This window comes from uncultured Christiangramia sp. (assembly GCF_913046405.1).
Lineage (GTDB): Bacteria > Bacteroidota > Bacteroidia > Flavobacteriales > Flavobacteriaceae > Christiangramia > Christiangramia marina.
The window spans coordinates 1-22,831 of the sequence record NZ_CAJWRQ010000043.1 but is presented as its reverse complement, the minus strand read 5'-3'; the positions used below and the strand labels follow the sequence as shown (position 1 = coordinate 22,831).

17 protein-coding genes are annotated in these 22,831 nt (G+C 38.6%); 5 read left to right on the top strand and 12 right to left on the bottom strand.

Annotated elements, in window-relative coordinates; translation table 11 throughout:
* Window positions 1-893: 893 nt before the first annotated feature.
* The 3 genes from QZ620_RS07415 to QZ620_RS07405 form a co-directional block, all read right to left on the bottom strand.
* Entirely contained in the window at window positions 894-2,789 is a 1,896-nt protein-coding gene (locus QZ620_RS07415) for a putative porin (RefSeq protein WP_295180365.1), read from the bottom strand.
* Window positions 2,790-2,904: 115 nt separating this feature from the next.
* Complete coding sequence (locus QZ620_RS07410) at window positions 2,905-4,332, bottom strand: RagB/SusD family nutrient uptake outer membrane protein (RefSeq protein ID WP_295180364.1); 1,428 nt, start codon at window positions 4,330-4,332, stop codon at window positions 2,905-2,907.
* Window positions 4,333-4,337: 5 nt separating this feature from the next.
* On the bottom strand, window positions 4,338-7,409 hold the full coding sequence (locus QZ620_RS07405; protein WP_295180363.1) for a TonB-dependent receptor: 3,072 nt from the start codon (window positions 7,407-7,409) through the stop codon (window positions 4,338-4,340).
* Window positions 7,410-7,579: 170 nt separating this feature from the next.
* On the opposite strand from QZ620_RS07405, the gene QZ620_RS07400 reads away from it, so the two are divergent.
* Together QZ620_RS07400 and QZ620_RS07395 are read left to right on the top strand one after the other, a co-directional pair.
* A complete protein-coding gene (locus QZ620_RS07400; RefSeq protein ID WP_295180362.1) occupies window positions 7,580-8,176 on the top strand; it encodes a ribonuclease HII in 597 nt (198 codons plus the stop codon).
* 31 nt (window positions 8,177-8,207) lie between these two features.
* Window positions 8,208-10,583 (top strand): hypothetical protein, encoded by a 2,376-nt coding sequence (locus tag QZ620_RS07395; protein ID WP_295180361.1) that lies wholly within the window; start codon window positions 8,208-8,210, stop codon window positions 10,581-10,583.
* 2 nt (window positions 10,584-10,585) lie between these two features.
* On the opposite strand, the gene lipB is transcribed toward QZ620_RS07395, so the two are convergent.
* On the bottom strand, window positions 10,586-11,284 hold the full coding sequence (lipB, locus tag QZ620_RS07390; protein ID WP_295180360.1) for a lipoyl(octanoyl) transferase LipB: 699 nt from the start codon (window positions 11,282-11,284) through the stop codon (window positions 10,586-10,588).
* Window positions 11,285-11,287: 3 nt separating this feature from the next.
* Window positions 11,288-11,446, bottom strand: coding sequence for a YqaE/Pmp3 family membrane protein (locus QZ620_RS07385; protein WP_084509746.1), 159 nt, complete (start codon window positions 11,444-11,446; stop codon window positions 11,288-11,290).
* A gap of 120 nt (window positions 11,447-11,566) precedes the next feature.
* Here QZ620_RS07385 and lysS point away from each other — a divergent pair, with 120 nt between their 5' ends.
* On the top strand, window positions 11,567-13,258 hold the full coding sequence (lysS, locus tag QZ620_RS07380; protein ID WP_295180359.1) for a lysine--tRNA ligase: 1,692 nt from the start codon (window positions 11,567-11,569) through the stop codon (window positions 13,256-13,258).
* A gap of 70 nt (window positions 13,259-13,328) precedes the next feature.
* On the opposite strand, the gene QZ620_RS07375 is transcribed toward lysS, so the two are convergent.
* Window positions 13,329-13,535, bottom strand: coding sequence for a hypothetical protein (locus QZ620_RS07375; RefSeq protein WP_295180358.1), 207 nt, complete (start codon window positions 13,533-13,535; stop codon window positions 13,329-13,331).
* A 210-nt stretch (window positions 13,536-13,745) separates the two neighbouring features.
* Here QZ620_RS07375 and QZ620_RS07370 point away from each other — a divergent pair, with 210 nt between their 5' ends.
* Together QZ620_RS07370 and QZ620_RS07365 are read left to right on the top strand one after the other, a co-directional pair.
* Window positions 13,746-16,238, top strand: coding sequence for a zinc-dependent metalloprotease (locus tag QZ620_RS07370; RefSeq protein WP_295180357.1), 2,493 nt, complete (start codon window positions 13,746-13,748; stop codon window positions 16,236-16,238).
* Window positions 16,239-16,347: 109 nt separating this feature from the next.
* A complete protein-coding gene (locus tag QZ620_RS07365) occupies window positions 16,348-16,773 on the top strand; it encodes a hypothetical protein (protein ID WP_295180356.1) in 426 nt (141 codons plus the stop codon).
* Between the two features lie 70 nt (window positions 16,774-16,843).
* Here QZ620_RS07365 and QZ620_RS07360 read toward each other — a convergent pair whose 3' ends face one another.
* The 6 genes from QZ620_RS07360 to QZ620_RS07335 all read right to left on the bottom strand — a co-directional run.
* Window positions 16,844-19,579 carry a heavy metal translocating P-type ATPase gene (locus QZ620_RS07360; protein WP_295180355.1) on the bottom strand — a complete coding sequence of 912 codons (2,736 nt, stop codon included), beginning with the start codon at window positions 19,577-19,579 and terminating at the stop codon, window positions 16,844-16,846.
* 112 nt (window positions 19,580-19,691) lie between these two features.
* On the bottom strand, window positions 19,692-20,012 hold the full coding sequence (locus QZ620_RS07355) for a four-helix bundle copper-binding protein (protein ID WP_295180354.1): 321 nt from the start codon (window positions 20,010-20,012) through the stop codon (window positions 19,692-19,694).
* Window positions 20,013-20,571: 559 nt separating this feature from the next.
* On the bottom strand, window positions 20,572-21,138 hold the full coding sequence (locus QZ620_RS07350; RefSeq protein ID WP_295180353.1) for an AraC family transcriptional regulator: 567 nt from the start codon (window positions 21,136-21,138) through the stop codon (window positions 20,572-20,574).
* A gap of 59 nt (window positions 21,139-21,197) precedes the next feature.
* Window positions 21,198-21,743: a DUF3347 domain-containing protein gene (locus QZ620_RS07345; RefSeq protein WP_295180352.1), complete on the bottom strand. Its 546-nt coding sequence runs from the start codon at window positions 21,741-21,743 to the stop codon at window positions 21,198-21,200.
* A gap of 64 nt (window positions 21,744-21,807) precedes the next feature.
* A complete protein-coding gene (locus tag QZ620_RS07340) occupies window positions 21,808-22,296 on the bottom strand; it encodes a DUF305 domain-containing protein (RefSeq protein WP_295180351.1) in 489 nt (162 codons plus the stop codon).
* A gap of 20 nt (window positions 22,297-22,316) precedes the next feature.
* On the bottom strand, window positions 22,317-22,831 hold a 515-nt coding region (locus QZ620_RS07335; RefSeq protein WP_295180350.1), incomplete at its 5' end, for a DUF3347 domain-containing protein.

Sequence of the window (22,831 nt, the reverse complement as noted above, 5' to 3'; positions counted from 1 at the left end):
TAGGCCTGCCGCTAGCGTTCATCCTGAGCCAGGATCAAACTCTTCATCGTTAAATCTTAAATATATTCAACAACTACTAAAGAAATTGCTCAGTATGACTTTTCTAGTCTTAATTCTTATACACTTGATTCTATCTCCTAAAAGATAAAACCCTTTGTCAATTCAATATATCAATGAACTTAATTGGTCTCCCAATCTGTCTTGTTAAAACCTAAGGAATCGAACCTTATTCTCTCACCCCATCCGGTGGTTTTCAGTAATTTCAGCCTGTAATTTGTGAACGTTTGCTTGCTCTCAAAGCGGGTGCAAATATACAACGCTTTTTCTTTATCAACCAAAACTTTTTTAATAAAATTTTTAGTTTCTTTTTCTAAAGCTTTCCTAACTTTAAACTCTCCCAACCTTCTTATGAACGTCGCTTCGTTTTCAAAGCGGGTGCAAATATAAAACTAGTTTTGCTCTCCAGCCAAATAAAATTTAAAGAAATTTAATTTTTATTTTTTTGCCTTAGACCAACAATAGCCTAGCCTTTACATACCTTTCAGTGAACTCTCGCCCTGCTCTCAAAGCGGCTGCAAATATACACTAACTTTTTCCTTTCTACCAAACTAAAGTTTAATAAATTTTAGTTTAATTTTTTAAAGCCAGATCCTCTCACATCACCCACCATTACTACTCTCAACGAACATACGCCTTGCTGCCAAAGCGGCTGCAAATATACACCCCATTTTTAATTACACAATGACTTTCCGAAGAAATTATTCGATTTATGCTAACCGTAAAGACTTCAGAGAAAAGCTGCTTAAAATAGAACAGATAACGGCATTTTTATATCAATTCAGCAAGTAAAAATCAAACAAACTCCTGATATGATAAATTCAGTCTAAAGAATACTACAGGAAAAGATCCCAAACCAGCCCAAATCTTACAAGAAAGTCGGTATATGGATAGTCTGGAGCAGAGAAATTGTTGTTCCCTGTAACCAGAGAATTTAAATGCTCCAACTTAAAGAAGATTCTTGCTTTGTCCACTTTTGCATTGAAGAAATAGTCCACTACGGGAAATCCACCAATTTCTTCTTCATTCTGAACATAGAAATCTGCAAGGATGGGATCGTACGCATTCGCTTCATACTTCGTGAAATACTTAAAAGTGAAACCTGTTTGAAGATACAGTGCCTTATCGAACCAGAAATCTTTATAGTATATAGAATTCCTGGTAACCAGATCTGGAACATTAAGAACGGCTGCTCCTTCGAGTACATTCTGATACATTATAGTATTGTAGCTTCCGAAGAGACCAAAATCAAATTCTTTTTCAGCCTTCAGCTTTAAGTGCCTAACCGGCTGATCATATTGAAAAGGCTTTACCGACCCATTTTCATTTTCAGCAAAGTACGTATAGTTATCAATTTGTGATAGTGAAAAATTTATGTTCGCATACTTTTCAGAAGAAAGACTGGCGTATAATCTCTGCGAGCTAACGTTATCAAAATCGTTCTGCCAGTTATAGTTGATGTAATCATTCTGATAGAGCAGAAAGTTGAAATTAGGCAAACTGCTATTTTGATCGAAACCAAAACGGATACTATTTTTATTATCAAATGCATAACCAGCGGAAATATTCAGGTAATTACCGGAAAAATCATCATCAAGATTGAGTCGTCCGGCAGCCTTAAGATCAAAATCACCAATACGCTCGTGGTAAGTAGCGCCCAGATGCAATAAATTTCCAAAGATTTTATTGCCTACTACAGACTCCTCTGTAATATACACGGCGTTATAACCATAATCATAATTCGTATGCCCGGCTTTTACGGAGAGTTTTCCAAGTACATCATTTTCAAAATTCACTGCGGCTTCATTAAAGGTTGTGTATAGTCGCGTAGATGTTTGCAAATTAGTAGCCTCAAAAGAATCACCATAAAGAGCATTCTCAGCAGTTTCCTGATTAAAGACAAACTTTTTGTAACTATGATCAAAGATGTGAGAAATACTCAGATTGTTGGTAGAATCCCTGGGATCTGTAATTTGATATTCATGATCAATAAAAAACCTTTTCCCAAAGAGAGTACTCTCAGCATCCTCGTATTTGACATCGAGTACAGATCTATCATCGAACTCTTCTTCCTCGGCAATATATTGAAGTACAGCAAGGCTATCAAGTCCTCCGTTTTCCTCGTTCATTAGATCCTGAGAAACGAAATGTGCTTTTATACGATACCTATCATTAGTGGTATTATAGGAGAACCCCATTCTAAGATTTCCGGTGCTGGTCAAAATATTCTGGTATTTACCTAATGCCCTAGTTCCCTTATATGCAATAAACATATTTAAGTTCTTAGAAGTATTGATAGTAAATAAAGCATCGAGCTGCTGCCCCTGTTCCGGTACAGTCTTGAAATAAAGCTGAGTCCATGGCGTTGGAACCTGATAATAGTTGATATCACCCACTTCCATAAAATTATAATGTCTTGCTTCTGCTCCAAATCCGGGGAATGCTTTGCTATTATTCTCAGTGTAACTAAGAGCATTGTAGGTTTGTCCGGTATTTGAAAATGGTAGTAGCTCAAAATTATCCTTTCTCAGATAGTTGAACTTGTAATCTTTTAACATAGTAAGCGTGGTATCCAGGTGAGTAGTATCATTCTTTACCGAAATGATCTTATACAAATCTACCGGTGGTATGCTATCTTGTTTTTTCTGTGGTTCGGAATTCTGCCCAAAATCTTCCTGACTAGCAGCAGAAAATGAAATTAATAAAAAGAAAAAAGTTAAGGCTCTATACATGTAAATATAATGGTAACGCAAATTTATAATTTATAATGTAAGAAACTCTGTGAAATTAGGGAATAAAAAAAGCCGCTCTAAATCAGCGGCTTTCTATAAGATATAAAGAATTTAATTATTCTCCATAACCAGCATTCTGAGGAATATTTGAGTTAGCGTCAACTTCTGCAGCCGGGATCGGCAATGCAAAGTTAAAACTTCCATATGCAGGACCTTCATGTGTTTGAAGAACTGGATCTGGGTTAGGAATATCCATCATAGTTCTCGCAAGGTCATGAAATCTAAATCCTTCAAAAGCAAGTTCTTTTCTTCTTTCAAGCAAGACATTATCCTTAGAAGCAGAATCATATGACATAGCACCACGATTCTCAGGAATCATATTTAGCCAATCTAAAGCATCACCAGAATCATCTCCTGAAGTTTCTAATAATGCCTCTGCGTAAATCAATACAACTTCCTCATATCTAATAACCGGAATGTTGTCATCATAAGGAGCAGTAGAAGGATACTTTCCAATATTTCTAAGAGTTCCGTTAGCGTCAACACCTATAACAGTCTCAGCTTCGTAATCTGTAGAAGGATCATATTCACTTACACCTCTTACATCACCCTCATCATAGATAGCAGCGAGATTAGGAAGAACTACAACATCACCGTAAGCTCCTTGCTGATAGATATTAGCTAGACCATTAATACCCTCATTGTCAATATCTGATGCAGCAATTTCAAAAATTGAATTCGTGCCACCATCAGAAGAGAATGTGCTAAGGAATGCATCTTCAGATACTACTGAAAATTGCCCTGAATCTATCACAGTTTTAGCTGCATCAAGAGATCTCTGCCAGTCACCGAAGTAATTCGCGATTCTAGCTTCGATTGCACTAGCAGCATAAGTACTGAAGTACTCAACTGGTGCACTAGCACCCATAAGACTTTTAGCCATATCAAGATCTGCGTAAGCCATGTCTCTTACTTCCTGTACAGTATTTCTACCTGGAAATAGTGCTGTATCATCTCTAAAAGCTGTAACGTAAGGAACACCAGCAGCAGATAAACCACCGTTATTCACATTTTGCTGACCATAGAATTGCACAAGGTTGAAGTGCGCTAATGCACGTATAACATATGCTTCTCCTTTAATTTGATCAATCGCTGCCTGATCTCCAGTTATTCCTTCAGAATTGATAACAATATTGGCAGAACCAATTACAGAATAAAGTCTTGACCACAACGTTTCAACAACACCGGAAGTTGGAAGTAAATCCATTCTAGCTTCTGCAACGAACCTGTTAGAGTTTGCATTAGAGGCAGTATTATCAGAGAAAACTTCTCCAAGAATTATATAATCTCTACCATAATAATCTGTCAAGGACATTCTATTATAGGCTCCGTTAATAATTGCGTTGAGATCATTTTGCGTGTTAACGCTAATGTCGATGTCTTTTGATTGTTGAAGAGTAGGATCAAGATCCTCATCTGAGCAGCCAACGAAGACGCCGCATCCAATCATTAACATAAATAAATATTTAAAGCTCTTTTTCATTTTTCTTAAAATTTAACGTTAATACCTAAGGTATATGATTCAACTGGTGGAGTAGTCAACCTAGTAAATCCATCAGCTCTTGTTTCTGGATCCAGTTTAAGACCATCCTCTTTTACCCAGGTATATATGTTTGTACCTCTTAGTGTTAAGCTCAATCCATCAAGACCAATTTCATTAGCCCATGCAGATGGAAGATTGTAACCGAAAGATAGATTTTTCAATCTTACATAATCACCATCATAAAGGTGTCTAGAACTAGTTGCATGGAAGTTATTGTTCTGAGCATAGTTTACAGCTGGAACGTCAGTAACGTCACCAGGCTGTTGCCATCTGTCCATTAATTCCTGAACCCCGTTGTAAGTACCTAAAGTAAAGCTATTAGTTCTCAAGTAAAACTGAGCATATTGCTCATAGATCTTGTGACCTCCCTGGAAGTATGCATTAGCTTCAGCAAAGAAACCTTTGTAATCAACACGCATACCTAAACCACCTGAGTAAGTTGGAAGAGCATTCGCTCCCTGATCAACTCTCTGAGCAGCGTTGTAGTTAGAAGTAACTTCACCGTCTACACCATTTACAAACCAAGTTGGAAGTCCAGTTTCAGTATCTACACCTGCCCAGGTTCTCATGAACCAGGTATTTACAGGAAGACCACTACGTGTTGTAGTATAAACACTACCAGCATTAGGATCAAGTTCCTGACCATCTGCACCTGTTGCTAATTCCACAACCTCATTTTCTACTGTTGCATAGTTAGCAGAGATGTTCCAATTGAAGTCTTTAGTACTAATGATATCGAAACCTAACTCAGCTTCAATACCAGAGTTTTTCATTTCTCCGATGTTACGAGTTTGAGAGCTGAAACCTGTAGTTAGGGATAATGGTACAGCTAATAATAGGTCATACGTTCTTCTGTTATAATAAGAGAATGAACCAGTCAATCTACTATCGAACATTCCAAAACTAAAACCTAAGTCATAAGTTTCACCTTTTTCCCAAGTAAGGTCATTATTTCCAAATTGAGAAGGAAAACCTGCACCGTTACCAGCATAGTTAGCACTATATGTAAGCAAAGCCTGGTACGAGTTTAAACCAATGTTGTTGTTACCAGTAATACCGTAAGAACCTCTTAATCTAAGAGTATTAAACAAGTCAGTATTCATGAAATCTTCTCTATGAACATTCCATGCAGCACCTACAGAACCGAAAGTACCAAAACGCTCTCCAGATGGAAATCTGGATGAACCTTCACGTCTTATAGTACCATCAACAACATACTTACCGGCATAGTTATAATTTAGTAGCCCTAGGTAAGATACATTGATCCAGTCTGTGTATTGAGAATCTGCATCAAAAGCAGCACTTGCAGTGTTGATCTGAATTAGACCATCAACTGGAAAGTTTTGACCATATCCAAATAGATATGAGTTCTGATTCTTCTGATATTCAAATAAAGTTGTCAGATCAAAATTATGATCATCAGCCAATGTGAAACCATAGTTGAAAGAGCCCTGGTAAACCCAGTTGTAGTTCTTTTCATCACTTACAGTTGCATCTCCATTAAAGTCGTCTGCATCACCTTCGTAACGGTTTCTATATGCAGTATACTCGTTCAACTGGTAATCCATACTTAATCTGTTAGAAAAAGTAAAATCTGTAAAGATCTCCCAGTCAAGTTTAGTATTTACTAATGCACGAGTCAATGCGTTTCTTGTAATATTATTATCCTGTACATAAAAAATGTTTGGAAGAGATCCAAAAGGAAGGTTAATATTCAAAGATCCATCTGCATTATCAGGATTATTGAAAGGGTTCATTAAGTATCTTGTGATAAACGGGTTTGAAAAGAAAGTACCGTTTTCTAAAACCGGGTTCTGCTTAGTATTAGACACATTTACAGAAGTCGCTAATTGTACGTTATCACGCAATTTTCTATCGTAAGAGAAAGCTCCGTTAATTCTTTCAAATTCACCACCAATAACAGTAGCTTCAGTGTTGTTATAACCTACAGAAGCATAAAAATTAGAAAGATCATCACCACCAGAAGCAGACAACGTGTAATTTTGAGTTAAGGCATCATCATTTCTAATTCTACCATCCCAATCGTAATCTGTTCCATCAAAATCAGCAGTTGCTGGTGACAATAGATTGAATCCAATCGCAGTATCGATAGCGTTATCAACCGTAAAACCGAAATCACCGTTAGTACCATTAGCACCGTAAGCATTATTTAAAGCTTCTCTTAACAATGTTTCACGTTGAGCTCCTGTTAGAGACTCACGCTTGTTGAAAGCATCGTTTTGAAAACCTACCTGACTGCTAAAAGTAAATGAGGTTTCACCTTTTTTACCATTTTTAGTTGTCACAACGATTACCCCGTTTGACCCACGAGCCCCATAGGCTGCTGTAGCAGATGCATCTTTCAAAACAGTAATACTTGCAATATCCTGGTTGTTGATAGAAGCCAATGGATTTAAAGATGTTTGGTTCGCACTACCAGAAATGTTGGCGTTAGAAACTGGCACTCCATCAATAACGTAAAGAGGATCATTATCAGCATTAATAGAGCTAATACCTCTAATACGAATATCCTGAATCGCACCAGGCGTTCCAGAAGATTGAGAGATCTGAACACCAGCAACTTTACCCTGTAAAGCTTGCTCTACAGATACAGTTGGAGATTCAGCAATCTCATCACCACCAATTTGCACAGATGATCCTGTTACTTCTTCTACACCTTTGGTGCTATAACCTAATACAACAACCTCGGCAAGAGCATCAGCATCTGTTTGCATAGTTACATCGTAAGAATCTGCAGCTCCAACTTTAATGTCCTGAGGTGCAAACCCAACGTAACTAAAACTCAATACAGAACCATTTCCAACCTCCAGTGTATACACACCATCGAAGTTAGTCTGAGTTCCATTACCTGTACCTTTTTCAAGAACAGTCACCCCAGGTAGAGGCAAACCCTCTTCGTCAACAACCGTTCCTGAAACGGTTTTGTCTTGTGCAAAACCAATTTGCACGACTAACACCAGTAACAGCGTTAGGAATCCATGTAATCTTTTTTTCATTATTTCGTTAAATTTGAATTAGCCTGCGTCAAAAATGCTAATAAATCCTTAACATACCAAAAAAACTTACATTTTAACTTATTAAAATTTTAACAGGCTCAATGAAAACGTTGTAATTCACTGCATCCTTAACCCCTTTAATTGTTAAAAGATTACAATCTTAAATGCATATGCTAAAATCTTATGATAAATCAAAACTTGTGGCGGGAACCGATGAAGCCGGTCGGGGCTGCCTCGCAGGGCCTGTTACTGCTGCTGCTATCATTTTACCTAAGAACTTTAAAAACAAGATTTTGAATGATTCCAAAGTCATGAGTCTAAAAAATAGGAACCTTTTAAGAAATCTAATACATGAAAATTCCTTCGATTTTGCAGTGACTCATGTTTTTATGGAAGAGATTGATAATATGAATATACTAAATGCGTCAATTACGGCGATGCAGAGGTCTATCATAAAATTGAAGACCAAACCAGATTGTATCATTGTTGATGGCAACAGATTCAAACCTCTGGACTCCATACCTCACGAGTGCATTATTAAAGGTGACGGTAAGTTTCTTAGTATCGCAGCGGCTTCTGTTCTGGCAAAAACCCACCGCGATGAGTATATGGAAAAGATTCATGAAGAATTCCCTATGTACAACTGGATAAAGAATAAGGGGTATCCTACCAGGGAGCATCGAGCTGCGATCGAAAAGTATGGTATAACCAAATACCACCGGAAAAGTTTTAAACTCCTGCCCGATCAATTGAAGATTGAATTCTAAGTTTATATTTTTGTAAGCCTACCTATTATATATGAACAAGTTTCTAAGTCTTATTTTCTGCCTGCTCCTTATTTCCTGTGCGGAAGATTCTGATAGTATTCTGAATAACACAGATCTTATACCTGATTCTGCGGAAGTGATCTTCGTTTCTCCTTCCAGCGAGCAACTTGAAAAAGATCTGATGCAACACGAAGCTATTTTTAACAGTGGAGACCTGAAAGATTTAACCAATGACGCGAAAGATCTTTTGAAGTATATCAATTCTGCAAAAGAAACCACTCTTTATATAGATAGCGACAGTATAGGTTCTAAATTTTCGGTTTTGATCATTCACAAAGATTCTACTTCCTTGGCGCTGGATAGTATTCAAAACAAACAGGTGGAAACTTTTAATGAAGAAGATATTCAGTTTAAGAAGGTGAAGCTGGAGAAATCTGAATTTTACCAGCGTGATATCGCCAACCTGAGCATCTTCAGTAAAAGTAAGTATGCCATCGTTCAGGCGAAGCGAAGTAATAAATCGAATCCGAGGGAATTCGAGAAAGCGTTGGATGCTTCAGATCCAAACAAGACCTCATTAATCTATGAAGATAGTATGAATGTAATGTTCTTTTCTGAAATGTTCTCCGAGGCAGATCTTCCGAAGAAAAAAGGAAACTGGAATGTACTGGACCTGCATGCGAATGAGTCTGAACTTATTTATAACGGGATTTCAATACATCCTAATTCCGAAGCCTCTAAAAACTTTACCTCTATAGCCGACTTTAAACATGAGGTCGCAAGGTTTTGCCCGGAAGAATTTATCACTATAGTTTCTATAAGTTCAGGGCTGAAACTTCAAAACAAGGATACAACCGCTAATCTGGACTTTCTGGATAAAATAAGTGACATTTCAAGTATCAAGGTGAAACCCGGAAATATCCATATTTGGAATGCAATTGATACCGAACTGGTTAAAAACCGACTTTTCCAAGAATATGAGCTTAATGAACGATTCAGGGAAATTGATATTTTTAAGGGAGATTTTGCTGTACCGGAATTGTTGCTAGATCCTGAAATTAACCTAAGCTCCGGATACTTTATTGTCATTGATCATTTTATAATAGCTTCTGAAGAGATCTCCGTCCTCGAAAACTTAATCGTTAATTTTCAAAATGGCAAGACGCTATCAGAAAACCCACAATATGTAAGAATGTTGAATTCGCTGTCATCTGAATCAAGCATGCTTGCGATAACGAATATTTCCGCAGCGAAAGAATTGTGCACCCTTGAAGCATCTGACTTTAAAAAGGGTAGCCTGGCTGCGTTTCAAGTGATTTCAGAAGAAACGTACGATCATCTACACGGTATTATCGCAGAACCAACGGAGGCCGACCGACTTTCTAAAGGCGCTGAACAGATTGCAACAATTACCACCAACCAACCTATCGCAGGAATTCTTCAGTTCTTCCGGAATCATGAAACAGACCAGATGGATATTCTGGTGGAAGATTCAGGAAATCAACTCAGCCTGTTTTCCAACAAAGGCAGCATGTTCTGGACTAAAAAACTGGACAGCCAAATTTCAGGAAAAGTGCACGAAGTAGATCTCTTTAAAAATGGCAATAAACAACTTGCTTTTTCCACTAGCTTTCAACTTGAAGTGCTGGACCGCAAAGGCCGCGATGTAAAACCCTTTCCTAAAAAGTTTAATGATGCGCTCACGCAGCCTCTGGCAGTATTTGATTATGATAATAACAGGAAATACAGGTTTGTTCTGACTCAGAATAATAAAGTTTACATGCTTGGGCCAAAAGGTAACAGTATTAAAGGTTTTGATTTCGACGGAACAAAAAGCACCATAATCAAAGCGCCAAAACATATTCGCCTTGGAAACAAAGATTATATTCTGGTTCAGGAAGAATCGGGCAGATTACAGATCCTGAGTCGGCAGGGTAGCATTCGTGTTCCTACCTCGAATAATTTTAATACTTCTGAAAATGAATGGTATGGCTATAAGTCTGATTTTATCATTACTCAACCTGAAGGCAACCTTATTGAAGTCGATCAAAATGGAAAAGTGGATCTGAAAAGCCTCGATCTTGCAGAAAACAATCGTTTAGTAGCAAATGCAAATCATCTTGTTTACCTGAATGAAAACGAACTTGTGATCGATGATTCCAGTGTCAATCTTGATTTCGGACTCTACACCGATCCGCAACTATTTGAAATCGGACGCAAGACCTATGTAAGTATTACCGACACCCAGGCGAAGAAGGTCTATGTATTTAATGAAAAAGCGGAATTACTTCCCGGCTTTCCAGTATATGGAACTTCTGAAGTTGATCTTGCAAATGCAGATCTGGATAAACGCCTGGAAATGATCGTTAAAGGTGGAGATAATGAGATACTGCTCTATAAGCTATGATCTTAAACCAACTCCGCTTCGAATAACTGACTAAAATGTTTCATCAATTTTTGCTGAACTTCAGCCATATCGACTTCTTTCTGACCTAGCTCTACATTCAAGGAAGTTACGGCTTTGTCCTTAATTCCGCAGGGAATAATATGATCAAAATAGCCAAGATCTGCATTGACGTTCAGAGCAAAACCATGCATGGTTACCCATCTGCTAGCTCTAACACCCATGGCACATATTTTCCTGGCGAATGGAGTTCCCACATCCAGCCAGACACCGGTTTCTCCAGGGCTTCTTTCAGTTTTTATTCCATATTCAGATAGTGTGAGAATCACCATCTCTTCAAGTAATCTCAGGTATTTATGAATATCAGTAAAGAAATTATCGAGGTCCAGAATAGGGTAGCCAACTATCTGTCCCGGCCCATGATAGGTGATATCCCCTCCTCTATTGATCTTGTAAAAACTGGCATTTTTTTTCTGCAATTGCTCTTCAGACAAAAGAAGATTGGTATGATCGCCGCTTTTTCCTAAAGTGTAAACATGAGGATGCTCCACAAACAGCAAATAATTTTGGGTAGCGATATTTTCGTTCTGTCTCCGGTTCCTGATCTTTTGATCCAGAGTATCCTTAAACAGTTGCTCCTGGTAATCCCAGGTTTCCTTATAATCCTTGCTTCCCAGATTTCTAACTTCAACTTCCTTATTCATACTTTAAGACTTGGGATTATTTAATATAATGAGCGCAGCAATCACTCCGGGAACCCATCCCAGCAGCGTAAGTATTAGTACGATTAGAATTGAACCACAACCGCGATCATAAACTGCCAGCGGGGGAAATAATACCGATAGAATTACTCTCCAAATACTCATATTCACTAATTATAGAGGCAAAGATAGAATTATTATTTCGGCTTTTAATTGCATTGTATGGCAGGCTGATAGTCACTATATTTGCATCCGCATTTTTGTTGAATGCATAAAAAAAATTATATGCAGCAGTTATCAGAACAGGAACAAATTAGACGTGAGAAATTATCGGCGATACGCAAAGCCGGAATTAATCCATATCCAGCCGATCTTTTTCCGGTAGATCATACTACTACGAAAATCAAGCAAGATTTTGCTGAAGGTAAAAAGGTGGTGATCGCAGGAAGACTTATGTCAAGAAGGATCCAGGGAAAAGCATCTTTCGCTGAACTTCAGGACTCTAATGGTAAGATACAGGTATATTTTAACCGTGACGAAATTTGTACTGGTGATGATAAGGCGAAATACAATGATTTCTATAAAAAATGGCTTGATATTGGCGATTTTATAGGAATTGAGGGAGAGTTATTCAAAACTCAGGTAGGAGAAATGACCGTCATGGTAAAAGATTTTCACCTGTTGAGTAAGTCATTGCGACCACTTCCACTTCCAAAAACAGATAAAGACGGGAATACCTACGATGGTTTTACAGATCCTGAACACCGCTATAGACAGCGTTATGCAGATCTTGCGGTGAATCCAAAGGTGAAAGAAGTTTTCGTTAAGCGTACGAAACTTTTCAACGCCATGCGTAACTTCTTTAATGATAAAGGATATTTTGAAGTTGAGACGCCAATACTTCAGCCAATTCCAGGTGGTGCAGCTGCAAAACCTTTTGTATCACATCATAACGCCCTGGATATTCCACTATACCTAAGAATTGCGAACGAGCTATATCTTAAAAGATTGATCGTTGGTGGATTTGATGGTGTATATGAGTTTTCTAAAAACTTCAGAAATGAAGGAATGGACAGAACTCACAATCCTGAATTCACGGCGATGGAAATTTACGTGGCTTATAAGGATTATAACTGGATGATGGAGTTTACCGAAAACCTGCTCGAGCATTGCGCCATGGCAGTGAATGGTAAAACTGAAGCTACCTTCGGAAAGCATACCGTAGATTTCAAAGCTCCGTACAAGCGGGTTACGATGACCGATGCCATCAAGCAGTTTACTGACTTTGATATTACCGGGAAATCTGAAAAAGAGCTATATGAGGCTGCTACTAAAATGGGCATCGATGTAGACGAAACCATGGGTAAAGGAAAACTGATCGATGAGATCTTTGGAGAGAAGTGTGAAGGAAACTTTATACAGCCAACTTTCATCACAGATTATCCTAAGGAGATGAGTCCGCTTTGTAAGACTCACCGCGATAATCCTGAGCTTACAGAACGTTTTGAATTAATGGTTTGTGGTAAGGAGATCGCGAATGCATACTCCGAGTTAAACGATCCAATCGACCAGAGAGAAAGATTCGAAGAGCAATTGAAACTATCAGAAAAAGGAGATGATGAGGCGATGTTTATCGATAACGATTTTCTTCGCGCACTGGAATACGGAATGCCTCCAACATCAGGACTTGGAATCGGGATGGACAGGCTGATCATGTTCTTGACCAACAACCAGTCGATACAGGAAGTTTTATTTTTCCCTCAAATGAAACCCGAAAAGAAACAGGTAGAACTATCGGAAGAGGAAAAGTCGGTGTATACTTTATTGAAGGATGACCAGGTTCATGACATGAATTTAGTAAAAGAGAAAAGTGGCTTGAGTAATAAGAAATGGGATAAAGCCTTAAAATCTCTTCGGAAGCATAAAATGATCGAAGTGTATAAGGAAGGTGAAGTTCTTAGCATCAAGATTGCTTAGTTCTGAAAATCATATTTGAAAAAAAGAGGCTGAAAAGCCTCTTTTTTTTGGTTTGGATATTCCCGAGTTTCTATTTCCCAAACATTCCACCAAGCTTCCCCGCCAAATCACCAAGATTTCCAGCATCTCCGTCGCCTTTTAGATAAGAATCAAGATGTTTCGACATTGTTTCAGGCATTCTATCCTTTAATATTCCAGAGACCACCTGTACTGCAATTTTTGCCTGAGATTCAGAGATTCCAGCTTTTTCTGAAACCATTTTTACTATTTCTTCCATAATTTGAGTTGTTTTAGTTCTAAAATCAACCAAATATAACAAAACGACTCTTAAATTTTATTCCTTCAGAATTATAAATTCTTTTAACTAAATTTTAAACCTTTCAGCATTTTGCTAGTCCTAAAACTGCCGGGGGCTAAAGGTTCACCATAGTCGGGAATATGAAATCTTTACTTTCTGCTCAACTTATTAACTAAAAACAAACTATTTATGATTAAGAATCAGAGCTTTAAGCTTATGCTTATCGCCCTTTCGTTATCGGTTTCCAGTTGTGCTGTTTTTCAGAAACAGGATAAAAAGGATGCTAAAACTGCTTCATCTGAAGAATCCAAAAAGGATAAAGATGGAATGAAGCCTTACGCAAAGGTGATCACCAAAGATGCGAAATCAGACGAAGGTCTGTTCACCGTTCATAAGGTTGATGAAAAGTATTTCTACGAAATTCCAGACAGCCTTTTTAACCGGGAAATGCTTACCGTTACAAGAATCGCTAAAACTGCCAGCGGAATTGGTTTTGGTGGTGGAAAACAAAATACTCAGGTTCACAGATGGCAGAAAAAAGGTAATAAGGTGCTACTAAGAGTAGTTTCTTACGATATCTATGCTGCAGATTCTCTTCCAGTACATGAGGCGGTAGTAAACTCAAACTTTGAGCCTATTGTTGAATCATTCGATATCAAAACAGTAGGAAAAGACAGTATCTCTAAATCTACTGTGATTGATGTTACAGATCTTTATACCAAAGATGTACAGGCACTTGGATTGCCCGACAGAACCAGAAAACAGTACAAAGTTTCCAGGTTAGATGATAACAGATCTTATATAGATACGATTAGATCTTACCCTGAAAATATCGAAATTAGGCACGTAAAGACCTATAATGCTGGTGATCCACCATCCAATGAGAGTCTTGGTTCCATTTCACTGGAATTCAGCAATTCGATGATTCTTCTTCCAAAAGTTCCTATGGAAAGAAGGTATTTTGATGAACGTGTTGGTTGGTTTACTACTGAACAAACAGATTATGGCCTTGCGGCTCAAAAAAGTGAAACGGTGGAATATCTTGACCGCTGGAGACTTGAAGTTAAGGATGAGGATATCGAGAAATTCAAAAATGGAGAACTGGTTGAACCAAAAGAACAGATTGTATACTATATCGACCGTGCAACACCAGAGCAATGGGTTCCATTCATCAAGCAGGGAATCGAAGACTGGCAGGTTGCTTTTGAAGCAGCAGGTTTTAAAAATGCCATTATCGCCAAGGATGCTCCTACTGTAGAAGAAGATCCGGACTGGAGTCCTGAAGATGTAAGATATTCTACAGTTAGATACCTTGCTTCTCCAATTCCAAACGCAAACGGACCTCACGTAAGTGATCCACGTTCGGGAGAAATTCTTGAATCTGATATTAACTGGTATCACAATGTAATGACTCTTCTTAGAAACTGGTTCTTCGTACAAACCGCAGCTATTAACGAAGATGCGCAGGGGGTTGCCTTTAAGGATGAAGTTATGGGAAGACTTATTCGCTTTGTTTCTTCCCACGAAGTTGGACATACTTTAGGTTTACCGCATAACATGGGAAGTAGTGTTGCTTACGCTGTGGAAGACCTTAGAGATCCGGAATTCACGAAAGAATTTGGAACAGCTCCATCTATTATGGATTATGCTCGTTTCAACTATATAGCACAACCAGAAGATGGTGATGTAGCGCTGATGCCAGAGATCGGGCCGTACGATAAGTACGCAATCGAGTGGGGCTACAGACCAATTCTTGACAAAGAAGGAAAGGAAGAAAAAGAAATTCTTGACCAGTGGATCCTTAAGCATGCAGGAGATGCTAAGTTTCGCTTCGGAAGACAGCAAAGTGGTGTGATAGATCCAAGTTCTCAAACTGAAGATCTTGGTGACGACGCAATGCTTGCCAGCGAATACGGTATCAAAAACCTTAAGAGAATCGTTCCAAAATTGATCGAGTGGACTGCTGAAGATGGTAAGGATTACGATGATCTTGATGATCTTTATGGTCAGGTACTTTCACAGTACAATCGTTATATGGGTCATGTAACCGCTAATATTGGTGGTGTGTATGAATATTACAAAACCTATGATCAGGAAGGTGCAGTATATACTCATGTAGATGCTGAAAAGCAGGAAAGAGCTATGAAATTCCTACAAGAGCAATTATTCACAACTCCGGAATGGATGATCAACCAGGATATTTTCAATAAGATCGAATTTGACGGTAATATTGAACGAATTCGTGGAATGCAGGAAAGAACTCTAAATAACCTTCTTGACTTCGGAAGAATGGCGAGATTGATGGAAAACGAGGAGATCAATGGGAAAGATGCTTATTCTTTACTGGATATGATGACCGATCTTAGAAAAGGCCTATGGAGCGAGATTTACAATGGAAGATCTATAGATCGTTATCGTAGAAATCTGCAACGTGCTTACGTAGAAAAAATGGGTGAACTAATGACTGAAGAGCAGGATGAGATCCCGGCACGTTACAGAAGCTGGGTTACCAGAAGTAACGTAAATGTGGCACAAAGTGATATTCGACCAGTTGTACGAGGTGAACTTACTACGCTACAGAGACAGCTTAGAAACACAGCAAATTCTGGAGATACGCTAACGCGCTATCATAAGCAGGATCTATTGAAAAGAATTGACCTCATCCTTAACCCGATGAAATAGATTTTTATTTAAATGATACAGAACAGGCAGGATATTTGAATCCTGCTTTTTTTATTTAAACCTTTTTTAAAAAAGGGGGTCTTATTTGTATAACTTAAAATGTTGGAAGATGAAAAAGATGATCACCATAGTATTTCTTGCGCTTGGCTTGAGTACTTTCGCGCAGGAAAGAGGAGAAGGCCGTAAAGATCTTAGTAATGAAGAAATGGCTACGCTTAGTGCAAAAAGACTGGCGATGCAGCTAGATCTCAACGAAGACCAGGAAATGAAGCTTAAAACACTTTATATGACCAGAATGGATGCGAAAGAAGAAGGCCGTGCAGAAAATGCTGAAAAACGCGCTGAAATGATGGAAAAGCGTGAGGAGATGAAAGAGAAGCGTGAAGAAATGCGTGAAAAACGAGAGAACGAATCTGAAGAAATGAAAACAGAGCTTCAAAAAATTCTTACTGCAGAGCAATTCCAGAAATGGGAACAACTACAGGAAAAAAGACATAAAGGTAGAAGATCTGGAAATGGCAGAATTCGAAACTAAAAATTTAGGTGTTAAGTTAAGTGTTAGTTAGTTGAAAAAACGGGATCTGAATAGATCCCGTTTTTGATTTTCAATCCTTCAGATCTGCGGATTTCAACCTCAGCGCATTCGCAATTACTGAAAAACTACTAAAGCTCATCGCAAGAGCAGCAATCATTGGTGAAAGTAAAATTCCGAAGAATGGATAAAGTACACCCGCTGCGATAGGAACACCTACTGTATTGTAAATAAGTGCGAAAAAGAGATTTTCCTTAATGTTCCTCATCACTTTCTGGCTAAGTAAAATCGCCTTTCTTATACTTCTTAGATCACCATTAACCAACGTAAGAGCAGCGCTTTCTATAGCCACATCTGTCCCGGTTCCCATGGCAATTCCCACATCTGCCCTGGCAAGTGCCGGTGCATCATTAATCCCGTCTCCTGCTACTGCCACAATTTTCCCACTTTTCTGCAGTTTTTCGACCTCTTCCAGTTTATGATGAGGTAACATTCCAGCTTTATAATTTTTTATTCCAATTTCACTGGCCACTGCAGCCGCAGTATTTTTATGATCCCCTGAGATCATGATCACATCGATGCCATGATTTTGCAGATCTGAGATCACTTTTTTTGTTCCTTCCTTGATCTTATCGGTAATCACCACATAACCTTTTGTGGCAGCATTTATAGCTACGTAACTTACTGTATTTCCTCTCTGTTGTTCTTCGGAAACACTTGCGGCAACATCTGAGGGAATTTCAATGTTATTAGAATCCATCAGAGCTTTGTTACCTATCAAGACTTTGCTTTGCTCATATATTCCCGTAACTCCCTTACCTGTTTCCGACTTAAAATCTGAAGTTTCTATAAGTTCTATTTCGTGCTTTTCCGCATAGTCTACAGTCGCTTGTGCCAAAGGATGTTCACTATTCGTGTTCAGACTGGCAATAATTGCTGTTAACCTTCCTGAAGTATATTCCGAAGAGACCGAAACTACTTTATCCACACTCGGCTTACCTTCTGTTAGGGTTCCGGTTTTGTCGATTATGAGCGTATCGACCTTATTTAGCCGTTCTAAGGATTTTGCATTTTTTATTAATATTCCATTACCGGCACCGCGACCAATACCAACCATCACAGACATTGGAGTTGCCAGACCCAGGGCACATGGACAGGCGATGATCAAAACAGCAATTGCATTTACAAGCGCATAAACCAGTTGAGGTTCTGGACCAAATATCGACCAGACTATAAAAGTGATTACCGAAATAATCACCACTACAGGTACAAAATATCCTGAAATTTTATCAGCTAATTTCTGAATAGGCGCCTGGGATCTACTGGCTTCATTTACCATTTTGATGATCTGGGCAAGTAGGGTATCATCCCCCACTTTTTCAGCCTGCATGATGAAAGATTGATTTCCATTGATCGTCCCGGAACGAACTTCATCTCCCTTCATTTTATCCACCGGCACTGGTTCTCCGGAGATCATCGATTCGTCTATACTACTTTTTCCTTCTGAAATCTTACCATCCACAGGGATCTTATCTCCTGGCTTGATCTTTAAAAGATCACCTTTTTCAATTTTGCTGGTGGAGATTTTCTCTTCTTTACCGTCCTTGATTCTGAGCGCAGTATTTGGTTGTAACTTCAACAATTCTTTGATAGCCGAATTGGTTTTGCTGTGTGCTCTGGCTTCCAGCACCTGTCCCATTAACACCAAAGTAAGGATGACGGTAGCGGCTTCAAAATAAACATGTACCGTACCCGATTCTGTTCTGAATTGCACCGGAAAGAAATCTGGCACCAGCATTCCAAAAACACTGAAGATCCAGGCTACTCCTGCTCCAATTCCAATGAGTGTAAACATATTGAGATTCCACGTTACGATAGACCTCCAGGCACGCTGAAAAAACATCCAGCAGGCGTAAAATACTACAGGAAGAGATAGTCCAAATTGGATCCAGTTCCAGGTCTTGACATCAAACCAACTTTGTAAACTGTTATTCGGAACCATGTCTGACATGGCAATAATGAAAATTGGGAGTGTAAATCCTATGGCGATCCAGAACTTGCGAAGTAGTTTTTTATAACCTTTTTCTTCGGCTGAAGGTTCCGGTTGCTTCGGCACAAGATCCATTCCGCAAATTGGACAATCTCCGGGTTCATCCTTGCTTACTTCGGGATGCATAGGGCAAGTAAATTCAACCGACTTTTGATTGGTATTGACCTCCTCTACAAGGTCCATCCCGCAAACCGGGCAATCACCAGCTTTTTCGTAGGTTTTATCACCTTCACAATGCATAGGACAATACCAGACACCCTTCCCGTTTCCAGCAGAATTTTTAACTTCTGATATTTTTTTAACTGGTCTTTCTGTGCCAGGCATATGGATCGTATAGTTCCCTCCTGCTTCTTCCAGTGCATTTTGTAATTCCTTCAGCGAAACTGGTTCTTTCATTTCAAGAATTGCTTCTTCATGATGAAGATCCACTTCCGCAGCATCAATTTTATCAAGATTCCCAAGTGCTTTTTGAACATGCATCTTACAACCATTACAGGTCATTCCATGAACATCATACTTTTCAACGATCTTCCCATTAATATTTGTTTGGAATTCTTCAATACCATAATTCCCGCCTTCGGACTCCAGTTTATTTCTAAGTACCGAAATATCAAGATCCTGTTCTGCCGATAGAGTCGCAGTCTCATTATGCAAATTCACTTCCACATGATCCACAGCTTCAATCGCTGCCAGAGTTTCTTCCACATGCTGGCGACAACCATTACAGCTCATCCCCGTAATTCTATAAGTTCTTTTCATAAGGCATCATTAATTTGCAAAAATAAGGCTAGTTGTCACAAGTAAGTTTTAATCCTATGCGAATAACTTTCAGAAATTAAAAAAAGCTCTGTGTTATACAGAGCTTTAAAATTTATGCTGCGTAAGCTTCACAGGCTTCTACGCATTCCCGGCAGGCTTTCGCACAATCCTGACAATGCTTGTGTTCGTGCTTTCCACACTCATCTGCACAGGCCTGGCAAACTTTCTTACAATAATCTACTAATCCCTGTACATCCTGGTAACTGGTCGAAAGTACCTGATTTAATGTAGAGCACACCTCTGCACAAACTCGATCTGTCCTGATGCAATCTTTCATCATTTTGACATTCTCCTCGTCCAGACAGGCATCTGCACAATAGTTACAGTGGTTAATACAATTCCCTAGAGCGCTAATAAGTTTCTCATTTCTCATAATCAATTGATTTTAAGGTTGAAACTCAATTTAGCAAGGAAGTAGCGCGACGACTTTTAAAATTTTGCTAAGTTCTTTCAGTTTTAAAGCTTTTTAACTTCCGCAGCCATAGATTAAGAACTTTTAGGATCTAGCCTTTCCCAAATCTAACCGATGAGCAAGTGAAACTATTAAAAATCTGCTGGGATTTTAGTGGTGCTTTCCATAATGGTCCGTGCAATTCCGTAAAATCTACAAATTAAACTCGCCCAATGACAATGAGCCATGAAAAAACTATGCATGTCAGCAATAAATTTTCCGCGTGACTTAAGTTGAATCTTCTACCGTAGCTCACTGATATTAAACAAAATACTTTCTAAAATAAATGCTAAGCCTTGCCGGTGATCCAGCCTCCACCCTGCATAGAAGTTGTAGTTTATAAAATAACTATAGCGATAAAGACACAAAGCAGAACGCCTATGATGATAAAGATTTCCATAAAATTTTATCGATTGGAAAGAAAACTAGAAAATTCTTCATCCTAATACATTCTCGCAATATTAGAATTTGAAATACAATGCTAAACCGAATCCAGGTTCTTCCTGTTCTTCCCTTCCATTTGGCGATATTCAGAAGGCGTAAGACCAGTAGCGTTTTTAAACGAAGTGGATAGATAAGCCGGAGTAGAATATCCAAGCAAATCAGCAATTTCAGCAATTCCAAGCTCATCATAATCCAGTAATTCCTTAGCGCGTTCTATACGAACGGCATTGTAGTATTTCTGAATACTCTGACCTTCACTTTCTGAAAATTGATGGGTAATATGACTATAATCAAAATTGAGTTTAGAAGCCAGTAAAGTCGATAGCTTCGTATTGGATAATTTATCCGAATAAACCTCCTCAATGATCGTAGATTTGATACTGTTCACCAGTCTTAGATCGCGATCCATGATAATTTCAAAACCAACTTTATCAAACTCCTTTTCCAGAATTTTAAGTTTATCAATTTTCAAGGGCTTTTTCAGAATGACTTCTCCAAGCAGAACCTCATCGAAAGGAATATCGAGTCTCTCAAGTATCTCGCTCACGGTCATAATACATCGCTGGCATACTATATTTTTAATATGGATTCTAAGATCTTGCAAGGTTTTTTCTTTAAGTTAAAAGGATCCCGGTAACTGGAATTACCGGGATTCTCTCAGTTCTACTGAATAGTTTCATCTACTCTTCCACATTTTAGCATCTTATCACCGTAATATGGATTCCTGATCTCTTCTGAAGTCGCATACCAGTAATCTCCTTTTCCTTCAAAAGCCATCGGGCAGTATTGCTTATAGATCTTCCCTGAAGAAATAGCACCTTTCAATACCGGATCCATTGCTGCAGTTAATTCTGAAAAGATCTCTCTTTGTACATTAACGTCCTGCTCTTCAGAAAGTCTTGCTGCGATCTTCGCGATCTCTGAATTTTCTTCGGTTAAAGTAGCTTCTAGCTCATTCGCAGCCTCCGCGGTAGCTTCAGCATCTGTTTGTACAAGGGCATCTTTTACCAAGATATACTTCTTAAAAGCTTCATCGATTGTAGCATTATTAAACTCCGCTTCAGTTATGTCTTCTGAAGTGTTATTGATTTCCTGCTGTTCTTCTACAGTGGTTTCTTCCTGTTCCTTCTTGGTTTCTCCACAAGATTGAAATACTAAACTTCCGGCTACCAGGCTCAACATTAGTAAACTTCTTAATCTCTTTTTCATTTTCGATTATTTTAAAAATTTAAATTTATAGAAACCAACGCATAAAATATCATTGAGTTTCATTTTACTTGTTTTCTAATCTATCGATCATTTTTTTCATTTCAGCGATCTCTCTTACCTGTGCCTTGATGATCTCATCAGCAAGTTTTCTTACTTCGGGATCATCAATATCGGCTCTTTTACTAGTTAAGATTGCAATGGAATGGTGCGGGATCATTGCTTTCATATACAGCACATCACCAACTACCGGACTTTGCGCTCGAACAAGACCAAGTGCACCTAAAAACAGAACAAGACTTCCCGCATAAATTGCTATATTCTTCTTCCGGTTTTTATACATTTTTAGCATCATAGAGAGCATAATCACTGCCATTGCTGAAATTCCCAGGCAGGTCATATAAAATCTAGTAAGGCTGAAGTAAACGTGGTCAATTTCATAGGTGTTCATATACATAGTTATGTACATAGCAATAAACGATAACCCGAGCATTCCAAAGAATCTACCGTAATTGCTTCCTTTCATTTCGTGATTAGATGTTGATTTGTCATTCATGATTGTTGGTTTTTGATGGTTTATTTCAATATTTCGGTTACCTCTCCACAGCTTAACATAGCGTCCCCGTAATAAGGGTTTCTCACAACATTTTCCCGGCTTAGCCAGTCTGCACCCTGGTTAGAGTGAGCCATAGGACAGTGTTGGACATATAATTCATTTTTGATATTTGTCATATTCCTTGTGATCCCAATGATCTGTGCCGAAAGTATTCTGAAATGATCCCGCTGATATACAAGGTCTGTACTTTTTGAAATTGCCGTGAGCATTTCAAGTATTTTTTCTGAATGCGCAACGAGCATTTTATCTGAAGTTCCTGATTCTATATTCTCAAGTTCTGCTTTTAATTCTGAAGCTAAAGAGGCAGCCTTACTTCCATCTGAAGCTACCAGCGCATTTTTTAATTCAAAATATGTATCAAGACTTTTCTCAAATTGGGATTCAAACTTAGCTGAAAGTTCCGTTTTCATTCCAGGAACTGAATTCGCTTTGGATCCACCGTTCATCATACTATTCTTTCCCTGAAGCTGAGCTG

Coding starts and splice junctions, on each gene's coding strand:
- QZ620_RS07410 (WP_295180364.1), bottom strand. CDS start 4,332: ATGAAAAAGAGCTTTAAATATTTATTTATGTTAATGATTGGATGCGGC.
- QZ620_RS07355 (WP_295180354.1), bottom strand. CDS start 20,012: ATGAGAAATGAGAAACTTATTAGCGCTCTAGGGAATTGTATTAACCAC.
- QZ620_RS07360 (WP_295180355.1), bottom strand. CDS start 19,579: ATGAAAAGAACTTATAGAATTACGGGGATGAGCTGTAATGGTTGTCGC.
- QZ620_RS07400 (WP_295180362.1), top strand. CDS start 7,580: ATGCTAAAATCTTATGATAAATCAAAACTTGTGGCGGGAACCGATGAA.
- lysS (WP_295180359.1), top strand. CDS start 11,567: ATGCAGCAGTTATCAGAACAGGAACAAATTAGACGTGAGAAATTATCG.
- lipB (WP_295180360.1), bottom strand. CDS start 11,284: ATGAATAAGGAAGTTGAAGTTAGAAATCTGGGAAGCAAGGATTATAAG.
- QZ620_RS07340 (WP_295180351.1), bottom strand. CDS start 22,296: ATGAATGACAAATCAACATCTAATCACGAAATGAAAGGAAGCAATTAC.
- QZ620_RS07370 (WP_295180357.1), top strand. CDS start 13,746: ATGATTAAGAATCAGAGCTTTAAGCTTATGCTTATCGCCCTTTCGTTA.
- QZ620_RS07385 (WP_084509746.1), bottom strand. CDS start 11,446: ATGAGTATTTGGAGAGTAATTCTATCGGTATTATTTCCCCCGCTGGCA.
- QZ620_RS07415 (WP_295180365.1), bottom strand. CDS start 2,789: ATGTATAGAGCCTTAACTTTTTTCTTTTTATTAATTTCATTTTCTGCT.
- QZ620_RS07375 (WP_295180358.1), bottom strand. CDS start 13,535: ATGGAAGAAATAGTAAAAATGGTTTCAGAAAAAGCTGGAATCTCTGAA.
- QZ620_RS07405 (WP_295180363.1), bottom strand. CDS start 7,409: ATGAAAAAAAGATTACATGGATTCCTAACGCTGTTACTGGTGTTAGTC.
- QZ620_RS07395 (WP_295180361.1), top strand. CDS start 8,208: ATGAACAAGTTTCTAAGTCTTATTTTCTGCCTGCTCCTTATTTCCTGT.
- QZ620_RS07365 (WP_295180356.1), top strand. CDS start 16,348: ATGAAAAAGATGATCACCATAGTATTTCTTGCGCTTGGCTTGAGTACT.
- QZ620_RS07345 (WP_295180352.1), bottom strand. CDS start 21,743: ATGAAAAAGAGATTAAGAAGTTTACTAATGTTGAGCCTGGTAGCCGGA.